The sequence below is a fragment of the Peribacillus saganii genome (assembly GCF_003429095.1).
Lineage (GTDB): Bacteria > Bacillota > Bacilli > Bacillales > DSM-1321 > Peribacillus > Peribacillus saganii.
In genome coordinates this window covers 1-14548 of record NZ_QVTE01000016.1, presented here as the reverse complement: position 1 = coordinate 14548, position 14548 = coordinate 1, and the positions used below count along the sequence as shown (strand labels likewise).

General features: G+C 36.5%; 11 protein-coding genes and 2 pseudogenes. 2 read left to right on the top strand and 11 right to left on the bottom strand.

Annotation, left to right across the window (positions count from 1 at the left end):
• Nucleotides 1-410 precede the first annotated feature (410 nt).
• From D0469_RS06715 to D0469_RS06670, 10 genes and pseudogenes are all read right to left on the bottom strand, one after another.
• A complete protein-coding gene (locus tag D0469_RS06715; RefSeq protein ID WP_233522971.1) occupies nt 411-1406 on the bottom strand; it encodes a 5-oxoprolinase subunit C family protein in 996 nt (331 codons plus the stop codon).
• Nucleotides 1358-2083 (bottom strand): 5-oxoprolinase subunit PxpB, encoded by a 726-nt coding sequence (pxpB, locus tag D0469_RS06710; RefSeq protein ID WP_117325869.1) that lies wholly within the window; start codon nt 2081-2083, stop codon nt 1358-1360. Before pxpB ends, D0469_RS06715 begins: the two co-directional genes overlap by 49 nt.
• 136 nt (nt 2084-2219) lie before the next feature.
• Complete coding sequence (locus D0469_RS06705) at nt 2220-3509, bottom strand: TRAP transporter large permease (RefSeq protein WP_117325868.1); 1290 nt, start codon at nt 3507-3509, stop codon at nt 2220-2222.
• 34 nt (nt 3510-3543) lie between these two features.
• Nucleotides 3544-4086: a TRAP transporter small permease subunit gene (locus D0469_RS06700; protein ID WP_117325867.1), complete on the bottom strand. Its 543-nt coding sequence runs from the start codon at nt 4084-4086 to the stop codon at nt 3544-3546.
• A 255-nt stretch (nt 4087-4341) separates the two neighbouring features.
• On the bottom strand, nt 4342-5385 hold the full coding sequence (locus D0469_RS06695; protein WP_117325866.1) for a TRAP transporter substrate-binding protein: 1044 nt from the start codon (nt 5383-5385) through the stop codon (nt 4342-4344).
• Between the two features lie 404 nt (nt 5386-5789).
• Nucleotides 5790-6992 carry a pyridoxal phosphate-dependent aminotransferase gene (locus tag D0469_RS06690; RefSeq protein ID WP_117325865.1) on the bottom strand — a complete coding sequence of 401 codons (1203 nt, stop codon included), beginning with the start codon at nt 6990-6992 and terminating at the stop codon, nt 5790-5792.
• A gap of 42 nt (nt 6993-7034) precedes the next feature.
• Nucleotides 7035-7472: a RidA family protein gene (locus D0469_RS06685; protein ID WP_117325864.1), complete on the bottom strand. Its 438-nt coding sequence runs from the start codon at nt 7470-7472 to the stop codon at nt 7035-7037.
• Nucleotides 7469-8683, bottom strand: coding sequence for a pyridoxal phosphate-dependent aminotransferase (locus tag D0469_RS06680; protein WP_117325863.1), 1215 nt, complete (start codon nt 8681-8683; stop codon nt 7469-7471). Before D0469_RS06680 ends, D0469_RS06685 begins: the two co-directional genes overlap by 4 nt.
• Nucleotides 8684-9296: 613 nt before the next feature.
• The gene (locus tag D0469_RS06675) at nt 9297-10064 is read right to left on the bottom strand and encodes a sulfite exporter TauE/SafE family protein (protein ID WP_117325862.1); all 768 of its coding nucleotides are present in this window, start codon (nt 10062-10064) and stop codon (nt 9297-9299) included.
• Nucleotides 10065-10258: 194 nt separating this feature from the next.
• Nucleotides 10259-11183: pseudogene (locus D0469_RS06670) on the bottom strand (DMT family transporter).
• Nucleotides 11184-11340: 157 nt separating this feature from the next.
• Here D0469_RS06670 and D0469_RS22100 point away from each other — a divergent pair.
• A pseudogene (locus tag D0469_RS22100) lies at nt 11341-11460 on the top strand (AraC family transcriptional regulator); the annotation flags it as partial.
• 325 nt (nt 11461-11785) lie between these two features.
• On the opposite strand, the gene D0469_RS21000 reads toward D0469_RS22100, so the two are convergent.
• The gene (locus D0469_RS21000) at nt 11786-11941 is read right to left on the bottom strand and encodes a hypothetical protein (RefSeq protein WP_158553374.1); all 156 of its coding nucleotides are present in this window, start codon (nt 11939-11941) and stop codon (nt 11786-11788) included.
• A 781-nt stretch (nt 11942-12722) separates the two neighbouring features.
• Here D0469_RS21000 and D0469_RS06665 point away from each other — a divergent pair.
• Entirely contained in the window at nt 12723-13379 is a 657-nt protein-coding gene (locus D0469_RS06665) for a hypothetical protein (RefSeq protein ID WP_117325861.1), read from the top strand.
• Nucleotides 13380-14548: the final 1169 nt, after the last annotated feature.

The following is a 14548-nucleotide window of genomic DNA, read 5'->3' as shown; positions in this document are numbered from 1 at the left end:
TAAAGAAACTGGAAAACTGTATTTAGAGGGAAAGCCCTTAAATGGAGTGGTGGACCGGGAACGAGGATATATTAAGTTGAAAAGAGCACCCTTATTTCATATGGATGCTCTTTTTAGTATTGTTTATTTTACAGGCAAAGCATCTATCGTTTCTTCCAAGTCAATTATGCGATCCTTTAACTATTTACCTGTTGTGATATAATCTTGTTCATTTCTTAAATATCATTCCCAAAGTAAATGCTTGGTAAGAGAATGCGTTACAAACTTCCACACCGTCAACCAACGGCAGTATCGAGACTACTGATTTAACACACCAAGGAAGTTAATATGCTCCCACCCCAAAGGAATCACATTGTTTAGTAAATATCCTTTTAAAGCTCCTTTATTTTGGGATTCTCCATGAAAACATTTTATACCTGTGTATAATTGACTTTATTCATTATAGATAAAATTTGCTCTTGTTTTTTCCAAAGCCTTTGAGCCTCCGCAATTCCAATTTTCTCAAAACGAACATAATCTCCTGGTTTTTTTTGTGCTAGATATGGAAGATCAACCCCTATAACCACCCCAATTTTTGTATAGCCTCCCGTTACCTGACAGTCGGACATTAATACGATCGGTTGTCCACTTCCTGGTACTTGAATCGAGCCTGCCGTAATAAAGTCAGACAGAATATCAGCACCCATCACATGGGTTAAAGGAACTCCCTCGAGCCTATAGCCCATCCTATCAGAGTCTATCGATATTTTATAAGGTGTTAAAAACAAATCTTCAATAGCATCTTTAGTAAATGCTTCAAGTTGTGGCCCTAAGATCACTCTTACCTTCCTATCCTCTTCAAAATTTAGTATATAAGAAGGAGGAAGCTTTCTGCTAGTTATCAAACTAGTATTTAATTTGGATCCATCTATGGAAATCGTATCACCCTTTTGTAATTTTCTACCATCCAGGCCACCATATCCACCTCGAATGAATGTGGATTTGCTTCCCATTATTTGTGGAACATCAATCCCACCAGCTACGGCAATGTATGAGCGACAACCGTATCTAATAGGGCCAAAATCAAGAATATCTCCTTTTGAAACCTTTATTGATTTCCACAATGGGATCGTTTCCCCATTTAGTCTGGAGGATAAATCGGCTCCTGTTATAGCAATTAAACCATCATGAATAAACTTTATTTTCGGACCAACCAATGTTACCTCTAGCACAGCCTCCACTTCGTTGTTACCAACTAATATATTGGCTATTCTCGAAGAAAACGGATCCATTGCACCACAAGTTGAAATACCATAGATTTGGTAATCCTTTCTTCCAAGATCCTGTATGGTTGTTAGCAGTCCAGGTTTAATAATCTCTAAAAATTCCATTTTTCGCGCCACTCTCTTTGTTTTAATGAATCCCATTCCTTGGCCTCTTGAGAAGAAATTGGTACAAACTGTATATAATCCCCCGCACGAAATATCGTCGGGGGATCAATTGATGGATTAAAGGATTCAATTGGAGTCCTCCCAATAATATGCCATCCTGTCGGAGATTCGATAGGAATAATGATCGTTTGCTCATTAGCTATGGCTACCGTTCCTTTTGCGGCTTTAATACGCGGACTCGTACGTCTAGGCAATGATAGCCTTTGATCTATCTCTCCACAATAGGGATAGCTAGAGGTAAATCCAAGCATATAAATTAAATAGTGATTGGAAGAATGAATATCAATTACTTCCTCCTGACTTAAACCAGTTCTTTCAGCAACTTCTTTTAAATCTGGACCGTCTTCTCCTCCATAAATGACGGGGATATAAATAATCCTTCCTCCGTTTTTTTCTATTTTTGTGTCAATTGATTTTAAACTTTTTAGTTGATTACGCAATTCATCATAACCAATGACTATAGGGTCGTAAAGAACAGCCAAGCTGCGTAGAGTAGGAATAATTTGTTGTACCCCACGAATATTTGATTCTTTAATAAGTAAGGCATAGGAATGAACTTGCATATTTGTATTGAATGAAATTTCATTTTTAAAGTTAACTATAAGTACCTGTTCTCCTAATGGCTGAAATTGTACATTTGAAAATGAATTCATATCTTACATCTCCCTTCAAGAAGCAAATAACCCTAAAATATCCTAAGGGAAATTAATAATTGACTTAGATTACAGAGTTCGAATTGTTTTACCTTTTACATAATTGCCAGTTAGATAATATTCCTGTCCCTTTCTGCTATAGGTTAGGAACCCAAGTGACAATACCGGGGTAAACAGTAATGACCACCACTAATAATATAATAATGATGAATGATGGTAAGCTATACTTTGCTATTTTTAAAACACTGTCTCCCGTTAGCCCGTTAAGGACGAACAAGTTGAAGCCTACTGGAGGAGTAATTTGTGCAACTTCAATCATAAGGATTAAGAAAATTCCAAACCAAAGCGGATCAAATCCAGCCAATTTAATTAGAGGTAAAGCTAATGGGAGGGTCATTAAAATAATCGAAAATCCATCTAATATACAACCAAGCAATATATACATAATTATCATGATAATTATCAGTTCATACTTTGAGAGACCAAGTGTTCCAATAAATGCTGTTAATTTTCCAGGAAGGCCCAGATATCCAACCACTACAGACATATAAGAAGCTGCCATAACTATTAACATGATCATGGCATTTGTTTTTATAGTGCCTATAACCGCCTGCAAAAAGCCCTCTTTCGTAATGCTGCGAGTAACTAAAGCCAAAAAGATCGATCCAAAGACACCGACTGCTGCTGCCTCTGTTGCGGTTGCCCATCCCGCGTATATACTTCCTAAAACGAGTAGCATTAAAAATGTGACAGGAAGTAAGAGTGGAAGTGCCTTTAAGCGATCTGACCATGTATAAGTCTCCCCTTTTGGTGCTAATTTAGGGTTGATTAAGCATCGAATGAGGATATATGTACTAAATCCTATTGCAAGGATAATTCCCGGAACTATGCCGGCAATAAACAATGCCCCAATACTAACATTGGCTGATATCCCATATACGATCATTAACATACTTGGAGGAATTAAGAAGCCCAAAGTTCCAGCTCCTGCAAGACTGCCAATGCTAAGAGAACGATCATAATTGCGCTTAAGCAATTCCGGCATTGTAATCTTGCCAACAGTTGCAGTTGTAGCAGCGGATGAACCGCTGACCGCCGCAAACATAGTGCTTGCTACAATATTAACGTGGATTAATCTTCCTGGTAAAAAGGACATCCACGGAGTTAAACCTTTAAATAGGTTTTGACTTATATTACTTCGAAAGAGAACCTCACCCATAAAAATAAATAGCGGCAGAGCAATCATGGTTGAACTATTTGTTTGGTTCCATAGAATATTCGTTAATACATTTAATGGAGGGGTATCTGTAAAGAAAATCAAGCTACCAAATGCTACGAGCAATAAAGAGAGCCCCACCCAAATCGTGCTTCCTAAAAAAAGAACTAAAAGTCCTAATATCGTCAAAGATACAACGGTAATTTCCAACTAAAATTCCTCCCTTAAACACGGAATATCTACTTTAGTGTCCTGCTGCCTGAAGCTCATGATCTTCCTCTTTATTTTCTATCGCACCGTTGCGGTTTTTTAAAACGGTTCTTGATATCTCAGCAATAAATTGAAGTGATACAAGGAAAGATCCTAAAGGTAGGATAAACTGTGGTATGGCCAAGTAAGTTTTGCTTAGCTGCATCGATTGCGTGCCTGAAACTAAAGAATCCCAAAAGAATTGAAAAGTGGCAATCGTAATAATAAGAAATACTAATAATCCGACTATATAGGAATATAAATCAAGGATTACTCGAGCCTTGTTTCCTTTGAATATTTTGTAAATAAATACCATTCGGATATGTCCCTTTTCCTTTAACGTAAAAGCAAGTCCCAAAAAAGTAATCGCTGCCATAAAATAAGCGGTATATTCTGTAGTAATATAAATCGTACTATTAAAAACAGATCGGACAAGAATTTCTGTAATGATCAAGCATACACTTAAAACCATTAGGATTCCTGCTATGTAAGCAAATACTTTATTGATTTTGTCAATAATACGGACCAATGTTTCCATTTTATCCCTCCTCGTATTTTTGGCAGTCAAAAAATGTGTAGGGCAAATATCAGATTCGAATAAAAGGCAGCCATCAAAAATCGTTTTACCGGCTGCCTTTCCTTTATCGAACTATTTTTTAATAATATTTGTCGATAATTTCCTTTGCTTCAGGAGGAGCTTCACTTAAACAATCAGATCTAATTTCTTCCATAATCTCCTCTAGGTCTCAACCTTTTCTTCACTTGGTTTAATTGTATTAATTCTATTTATCTATTATTTCCCATTTCGACCTATTTTTTTATAATAATTGTCGATAATTTCCTTCGCTTCAGGAGGAGCTTCACTTAACCATTCTTTTCTAATTTCTTCTGTAATCTTCTCTAATTCTATGACTAATTCTTCACTTGGTTGAGTTGTGGTAATCCCATTTTCATTAACGGTATCTTCCATGTCTTTGCCCAGTTCAGCTACCCTATTCCAAAGATCTACTTCGACTTCCTTGCCTATCTGGACCATAGTTTCCTGAGTTTCTTTATCCAGTGAATTAAATTCATCCAAATTTATTGCTAATGCATTGGAGCCCGCCATAACACTGACAGGTAAATAATAATCTAATACTTCCCAAAATTTGCTATCAACTGCGGATGTACTAGAAGTCATTACTGAATCAATGACACCCGTCGATAAGGCTGAATATACTTCATTAAAAGGAAGCGGTGATGGAGAACTTCCTACAGCATTAGAGACACGTGTAGTTAAATCATCAAATGTTCGGGTTTTTAACCCCTTAAAATCTTCTAATGACTTGATTTCTTCTTTTGTCCAAAACCCTGTTAGTGGCCAAGGAGCAATATATAGGATTTTTTGATTCCATTTTTCTTCGGCAACTTTATCAAAATAAGGACGAGTTACTTCTCCCAATGCCTTATACTCTTTAAAATCTCTATAAAGAAAAGGCAATGACCCGATACCTAATAGAGGTTCATCTCCAGCTACACTACTTAACAGTGTATCGGCCATTGGAACTGTTCCGTCGCGCACAAGCTTTAAATGATCAGAACTTGAATAACCTAACGTTCCATCAGGACGAAGCTCAATGTTCACTTTTCCATCTGTTGCTTCTTTTACTTTTTGACTAAAATCCTTAATCCCTTGTCCAATATGGTTACTTTCTGGATACACTGAGCTGACAATCCATGTGACAGAATCAGAGGACTTTTTACCAGCTGTAGATTTTTCAGCATTCCCACCACCACAAGCTACTAGAACCATAGACAACATAAGCAATATCGATACAAAAACACTTAATTTACGCATCTTATCCCCCCAAATTAGAGTTTCAAATTTTTATATTCAAAAAGAAATTAATGATATTCCTTTCAAATTAATACTTTAAGGAGCCAGTGGCTCTTAAGAAAGGGGTAGTTCAAAGGGAACTAATCCGCTAATTTTCGGATTTTACACCTTCTGCAATCAAAGCACTTGTAGTAACTGTAATTGTTCCAGTCATCCTTTATGAACTAATTTAGATTATCTTTTGGTATACTTTGAAAATTCTTATTATTATTCGATTAAATACCTCTTGTGAATTAAAAAAACTTAATATTAAAAATACGATTTGTTAGGTATTTAAAAATCTCCAAATAACAACCCACCACAATAGCATTCGGAAATAATAAGAGAAGAAAGATATTATCTTGCTATGCAAAAGGTTATTGATTCTAAGAAACATGATTTGTTACAAAGTCCAGAAATCGTGTCATGCCTTTTTCAATCGTTTCCATATCAGTGGCATAGGATAAACGAATAAAGTTCTCAGTTTTAAAGCTGCTTCCCGGTACAACTAATATATTCGCATGTTCTAATAGCATCCTACTTAAAACTTCATCGTTGGATATCGTTTCTCCCATCGCTTTCTTTCCTAATAATCCTTGGATATTAGGGAATACATAAAAAGCACCTTTTGGCATCGAGCAGACCACTCTTGGTATTTCTTGTAACATTTCTACCATCCGTATCCTTCGCCTATTGTACTCTTCTCTCATTTCTCTAACAGGCTCTTGGCTGCCTTTCAAAGCAGTAATGGAAGCAATTTGAACAAAAGATGTAGGATTACTTGTCATTTGGCTCTGTATATCATCCATCGCTTTAGCAATTTCTAAAGGAGCTGCAGCATAACCCATACGCCAGCCTGTCATCGCATAGGCCTTGGAGAACCCATTAACGACAATCGTCCGATCAAAGATTTCCTGACCAAGGCTGGCAATACTTACGTGTTCTTCTCCATCGTAGACTAACTTTTCATAGATCTCGTCAGAAACAACCATAATATCACGATTCACGCAAACCTCGGCGAGCTTTTCTAACTCCTCTCGGGTATAAACAGAACCAGTTGGATTGACCGGGGAATTTAATAATAGGAATTTTGTTTTCGCTGTAATTGCAGACTCTAGTTCATAAGGAGAAATTTTAAAATCATCATCCTCCTTACCTTTGATAAATACTGGAACCCCACCGGCTAATTTCACCTGTTCCCAATAACTCAACCAGGCTGGTATTGGAATAATCACTTCATCGCCAGGGTTTATCAGCGCAAAGAAAATATTCGATAAAGAATGCTTCGCCCCTGAAGACACGATAATTTGATTTGGCTTATATTGAAGTCCGTTATCTTCCAATAGCTTGTCACTAATAGCGTGACGCAGCTCCGAAATTCCTCCGGCGGGAGTATATTTGGTGACCCCTTGCTCTATCGCTTTATAAGCTGATTTGCAAATGTGCTGTGGAGTATTAAAATCGGGTTCACCTGACCCAAAAATACAAATATCAATTCCCTGCTTACGCATTTCCCTTGCTTTCATAGTTAACTCTAAAGTTTTAGAACCCTCCACTTGTTGAGCTCGAAGCGATAACCTTGAAACCATATTAAAAATTCACCTACTTGGTTGTTTTTTAAATTACTACTTTCAAACAGATACAGCAGCAATCAATTGAATCTCAACCGGTGCATTGCCTGGCAGTGATGCAGCACCTATCGCTGCCCGGCTCCCGATACCTGCGTTACCCAATTCTTCGTATAGATATTCAGAAGCAAAGTCTGCTAAACTGGAATGCGCTTGGAATCCCTCCTCAGCATTAATGTAAACAGTGAGCGAAAGTATCTGCGCCAGCTGTTCTTGTTCTAATAGTGTATTCCTAGCCGCAGTAAGTGCATTGGTAACCGCTTGCCTGACTGCTGCTTTATAGGTATCAACCGGCTGCTCAGCACTGACTTTTCCGCTTTGAATCAGTACGCCATTATTCCTGGGGGTCATCCCAGCTGTATAGATAAGGTTTTCAAACCGAACTGCTGGAATATATTTTCCTTGCGGAAGAGGATTATCGTTTTTACTCTTTTTGCTCATTTGCGATACAGCTCCACTACTTTAATGACACGGTCAATTGCAGCAACTGCCGCTTTGTGATCTTGTGAAAAGTTGATGCGGAAGCTATCGGTGAACTGTGGACCAAATTCTGTACCTGGAGTTACTATCACATCAGCTTGTAGGCGAAGTATCTTCGTGAATTCTAATATTGAAACATCTAATCCTTGGATTCTCGGGAAGAGATAGCTTCCTGCCTCTGTCGCTCTCACTTTAAATCCATCAGCATCTTTCAGTTTTGCAATCAAATCATTGCGAATTGCTTGGTGCTGTGCAATGCGTTTGGTCATCCATCCTTCCGGCTCGGCAAACCAAGATTTCATGACAGCTTGGCTATAGCCTCCTGCACGGAGGGACACAATAGCCTGCAGTTTTTCCATACGATCAATAATTTTGGCGGAGCCGAATGCAACGCCAAGCCGGTAACCGCTGAGTGACTCTGTTTTCGATGGTCCCATGATCGTAATTACATTTTCAGGATCTAAAAAATTCTGTGCGCATAGATGTGTATAGGTCCGTCCATCGAAGATCTGACGGGAGTACAGTTCATCGGCAATGACTGTTACTCCATATTGCTGTGCAAGTTTCGCAATCCCTTTAATTTCAACCGATGAATAGATAACACCGGTAGGATTATTCGGGTTTGAGAATAAAAAGAGTTTAACACCCGCTTTAAAGGCGTCTTCCAGCTGAGTTAAGTCCAGACCTGCGCCAGCGGTTGTTTTGAAATAGTCCATCTGGATGGGAACAACTTCACCGTCAAAGTATTCAACCAGTTTATGGTTTGCAAAATAGTCCGGTACTACAATAGCAACCTTGTCTCCTCTAACAATGGTGGAACCCATTGCCAGGAAAAGCGCCCCTTGTGTTCCCGGAGTGATGATAAGATTCTGTTCTGCATCAATCGTTGTGCCTGTGAAATTTTCAAGTTTTCGGGCTACATCTTCCCTGATGATTTTACTACCGCGATACTCGGTATAGGCCTGCTTGCCGCCGAGATGAACACCTTCGATGAAAACATCTAAAGATCCGGGAATTGGCTCAAATGCGTCAACATCACCGTGCGAAAAGTCAACCGGCGTACCAGAAATTTTTTCACCGCGAATTCTAATTTCATTCGTGTTCTGACGTACTTCCTGCCCAGGTGCATTCTCTGCACCAAGTTTTAAGAATTTTTTCTCCAGTAAATTCATTTTGAGCCCCTCTCTTCCACGCCTAAGCTAAAAATTAATAAGGTAATCCATATAAATTAGTCGGCCAAAAACTAATATTATATCTAAAGTTACGCCATACCATCCACATTAATGGTAGATCATAGCGGTAACGTAAATCTATAAACTTTAATTACTGAACAGGGTTCCGTTAGTAATTTCAGTCATTCCCTATGACCTCCAAATATTAAATTTTTCTTTAATTGTTGTTTATAATAAGCAGGAAAGTAGTCACCAAGAGGAATATCAAATACAGCGAAGTTGGTGAGGTAAAAATCACCGATGGTAGCATAAGTGATAGTGTTTAGTCTGGTGTTATTAAATAACTTCAGAGAACTAGAGGAACATAAGTTTATTTTTATTACCACGTTTTTTATAATCAATAAAAATTCTATTCATAATGGTAGGACCATCAAAACTTATAATATTTATAAAACAACCTTATCATCTTTTATTATATTTTGTAAATACTAAATTTTCCGAATTTTTAAATAAGTAATTTTTTGTTATTATTGTATCGATTGCATTGCATTGCATTGCATTGCATTTAATTAGATCACTATATTCCTCTATTGATCTAACTTTATACAAACACTTATATATTTTTGTAAATATCTATCAATACCGTAAATATGATCATAAACAAAATCACATTCAGTCCATAACCTAGGATACGTTCAGAAAAGAATTTGCTAAAGGTGGGTCCGAAAAAGCCGCCAATCATCCCACCGACTGCAACAACAAGGGAAACTTTCCAATCCATCATCCCTATTAAAGATTTACCAATAATTCCGAATAGGGCAATCATCGCTCCAGCAAATGTTGAGCTGATTATTGTCTTCCGAACCGAAAAACACAATACATAGACCATGTATGGCATAAACAGAACCATACCTCCAATTCCAATAATTCCTGTAGTTATGCCTAAAAAAAATATAATAACAATGCCCATCACAAAAAATATTTTTTTAGGTCCTTGCTCGCCTTTTTTTTTAATTGGCACTAAATTAAAAACCAAGGATAAAACAGCGATTGCTCCAAATAAGATCAGGATGAATAAGTGGTTCACTTGCTTCGAGATATAAGCCGCAGATACAAACGATCCAGCAGAACCACTTACTGCCAGTATAAGTGCATAACGGTACGGTATTAGTTTGGCAGCATGGTACCGCATAGAAGCTGTTGCTGTTGAAAAAAAGGTAAGTGCTAGTGTAGCTGATGTAATAGTTTGAATAGAAAAATAATCACCTGTAACCAATGGAAATACATATATAAGCAAAGGGGTCATCATCATTGAGCTTCCTGCCCCCAGTATACTGGCAAGGATTCCACATAAAACTCCGAAAACCACTAATATGAACATAAAAAACTCCTTTTTAAATACAAAAATTCTTGCTTTATAAAACGGACCTTTTTTAAAGCAAGATCATAACGTAAAGCCCCTTAAGGAATTAAAACAACTGTTAATTAAGTATTCTTAAACCAATTTACCCTGTTAACTCCAAGAACTAGGTACCAAATAAATAAAACTACTATCTAACTCAAAGGGAATTTTCACTATTTGAAGGTGGGTAGTCTCTGAAGAAGATTTTCATTGAAAGCCAATACAAAGATCATTCCAATGATACAACCTGTACCAATCCATTGGAGAATCCCAAAGATTCTTTAAGCCAAAAACCGTTGTTACAACAGCCGCTAGTGGCTATACGCTACCTAAAAGGCTTGATTCTTTAGGCAAAAGATTTTGTAAACTTTTGATATAAAACCAAAAGGAAATTATGGTATCACATACGATAACGAAGACTAAGTATAAATAAGCCTCTAACGTTAAGCTTTTGAAATCCATTTCCCAAGGTGGATGGATGAAACTTAAGGCAAAACTTCCAATAATAATAGCCCAGTCCACAATGACTAAGGAATCGAATTGCTTCAACAAAGGAACAGCATATAACGTTTAAAATGCTAACGCTATTCCAGATAAAACACCCCAAGTTATCGAAAATGTTGGCACAGATAATTTTAGAGACGGAACCATTGGTAAATAAGAAAAAGGAACTAACTAAAGCAAGAAAAACTGTTATTAAATCTTTTCGTGTTAGAACAGATTGTTTGCGTATGACTAACTAAATAATGATGATGACAGGCGCTAAGTATTGCAATAGCGTTGCCACAGCAGCATTCCCATAGTTAATGGATGCCATATACTTGTATTGAACCGCTAGCATACCAATTAACCCAAAGGATCATCAATTGAACAGCAGTCCTTCTATTATTCCAGACACCAAGTATCTGAGAATGGTTTTATCAAAAAATTGAACGGTCAAGAGTAAGCAACCAGCTATCAGTAATCTTGTTCGTCACAAGCTTATTTATATCAATTACGTATTGATCAAAAAGCTTTTTTGCTACGGTGCCACCAATACCCCAAAAACATCGCTCCCGTTATAACATGAAATAATCCTTTTCTTCTATTCGGTTTGATTCTCCACCTTTAAAAACAAAAATAGTGTAATAGTATTATATTATTGTCATAATAAGTGAAAAATCACTGAAATAATACCGAATTAAATGAAAAATATAAATATAATGAGGTGCTAATGTGCAAATAAAAGATTTTATCGTTGAATAAAGTTTAAAAGACAGAACATCGAACCGTTGCGTTACCGAATTCATTTTACGAAACATCGATTAACCATAATATTAATGGATATATACCACTTCATTGGCATGACGAAATTCAATTTGTTCTAACCTTAAAGGAGAAGCATATTTCTAAATAATGATAAAAAAGAGTTGTTGTGAAGGTAAGGGGATATTTACTAGATAGTGGCTGCCTGCATATGGGCTAAAAGACTACGTACACTTGAAACAAGTAAGTATTTTACGAATAATTGAATCGGTAAACTGATGTTCAGGTAGACAATCCCCCAATTAAGCTGTTCAGAAGTATGAAAGTCTCGACATGAAAGGTAAAACCCTGGTTAATACCTGGGTTTAAAGAGAATACTCACTAATTACGTGATATTTATCTATAAATGTGCGACAGCTAACTAATTTGGCCCTAAGGTAAAACCTTTGAGTAAATCATTTTTCTAAGATTCTTATATCAGTAAATGATTGATTAAACAATTCACTTTTGATCAGGATAATTCCAAGGACTTCTCTTTCATCTTCAGCTTTAATTATCTCTGAAAGTAGAACCATGCTGCCATTCTTAACTGTAACCTTATATTCGTTCATGTTTTCACCACCTGATTAATTAGATATATGTATTTTACACTAAAGTGAAGCACAAGTAACACTGATTAAATATGAAACAGAACGTTGCTGCGGTCCAAGCAGCAAACTAATTTCGTCCTAATAATGGAATAAAATACTCTGAATTATAACTAATGAGTATGCCTATCATTAGAAAAATAAGTAATGTAATATTTAGTTTTGTGTTCTTCAGGTACTTCCATTCCAGGATAGACTGAAAACCCAAAAATAGAATAAAGTATAGTAGCCATTACCCCTTCATAACACTGGTATTTTCCGAAATAACAAACGAAAGAGTGCCTAAAAAGACAACTAACACTGTGCCTCTTCCCCATCGGTCTATATTTCTGCCAGCGGTTGCCGAAATGCTGTTCTTTTTAACACCTAGTAATTTGTTTACCGTTTTTTCCAATAAAACCCTAACAATTATATGTTCACCACAACACCCCCATCTTTGTTAACTTAATCATTCTATAATAATCCAGTAGTCTTTTTATACTGCCTCATGTTCTGATAATATGCTTAAATTGTTCTCTTCCCTCATGTATATTTATTTGCATATATCTGTAACTTTTTGTTCCGTCTTGATCCCCTCCTATTTACCTTGTTTCACGTTAGAGTGAGGAATTCCTCCTATTTTCCCTATTTTTATAATAAGAGATTTGAATTATTTTTCCCATTTTTGTCAGTTATTGCTATTATACCAATTCTAATCTAGCTATAATGAAAACTGTTCAATACATTACTAGAAAGGATTGGTAGTATGAATCTTAAAAAAGGAATCGTCAGTGTCGTCTCAGCGGTTACTCTTCTTAGCTGTGTTTCACCATCTGCATCATTCGCTTCAACAAGAACCAATGCTCCAACCGTACAAGTTAGTAAGGAACAGGTTGCTAATATGAAGGAAGTATTCGATGTCGTCAAGGAATTGGATCGCAGTAACTTAAATATGGATAACCTGTCTAAGAACAAGCAAAAAGATATTAATAAACTTAGCAGTGAAGCCAAGAAATTCTATTATATATATGCCGAAGCAAGTAAAAACGGTAAACTCGATGCTGTACAGACAATGAGTGTGCTTCATACTTACTACAATGCTATCAATAACATACCTACCAACCAAGCAAAATCAAATGTAGTTATGGCAGCTTCAATTCGTGTGAAAACCTATAAACTAACAAATCAACAAGTTAAAGATATTGGTAAGTTAATTGGTGTACATGGTGCAGGTTGGGGATTGGCTGTAGCAATTGCAAAAAAGTTTGGAAAAAGTCCTACTCTTGCGACTGCGTTGATTATCGCAGTGCCGGCATTGGGTTGGGCGGTTCTGAATGCCTGCAATAGATATAGTAAAGGCGTTATTTTGAAAGATATAAGAATAGGCGCAACCCATAACTGGTCTTGCTCTGCAAGGAGATAATTAGAGGGTCTCAGGCTATTTGTTAGCCTGAGTTTTTTTGTTAGTTATAAATTCAGTGATAAAGAAAATCGCTAGTCCCGAAATAAGGATAACCCATGAATTTGAAATAAACTCCCTGTTATAAGTTTCGCAGATAGCATTGATGAAAAGGACTACTCCCCAGAATACAAAAGTTACGAAATAAGCGGTGTTCACTGATTTGCTGTTTGCTCCATACTTGAAGAACATGCTATCACTCCTAAATATTAAACTCTGTTTTTTTCTCTTTCCATGATAACATCTCCTTTAGTTATCGCCTACGCATCGTATAAAGAAATTTTGGAAGAATCTTCTTTTATTAATTTTCAGGCTTGTTCTACAATCCTAATCTACATTGACAGCAACAATTTCACTCTCTTTGTACCCTTCTTCAATGAGATAGGTATGCATTTTTTTCTTCGCATCAATCTAATGTATCTTATCCAATATAGGAAAGGGAATATAGCCTTTCTTATACCAGAAAATCCTGATAAGTAAATAAACTGAGCATAAAACTAAGAATATGTATACTCCTCTAAGTACTTTTTTGCCGCATATGCCGTTTCCTTTCTGACAACATGTTAAATACGACTGCAACTACAATTTGAGTCTATGTAAGTTCTCATATAAATCATAAAGCAAAAAAAGAATTCTAACATTGGCTTTTACCCAACTTGCAGACTAAGTAAACTCTTCGCAAGACAATACTCCGCATATATATTTCTTTGGTACGCAATAGGGCTTTTCAGTTGAACCTACTAACAACGCTCCAAACACTTTTTCATTGAGCTATGTAAGCAATAGTTGCCGTGAGAGTTTCACTCGGAACAGATAGGTAAATGTTTATAAGAATTATTTTATGAGGAATATGAGGTGGTTGTAGTAGTATGGAAGGTTTTCATTAGCAGCGGATATTAATGAACTACAGCAACAATTCGGCTTTAAAATTTTCAGAAGAGGTGTCCTCAAGATACAATATTGCTCCGAGCCAGCAGGGACTTACATTGGCAAATGAAGAACAACATAAGAAAGGCAAATTTAGGCGAGGTGGGTTAATTACCTTCTTCACTAAGGATATTAATATTGAATATAAAATGATCTTAAATGTTTTTGATAATTTAAATTTGAGCCATTTTTATACGATTTGATCA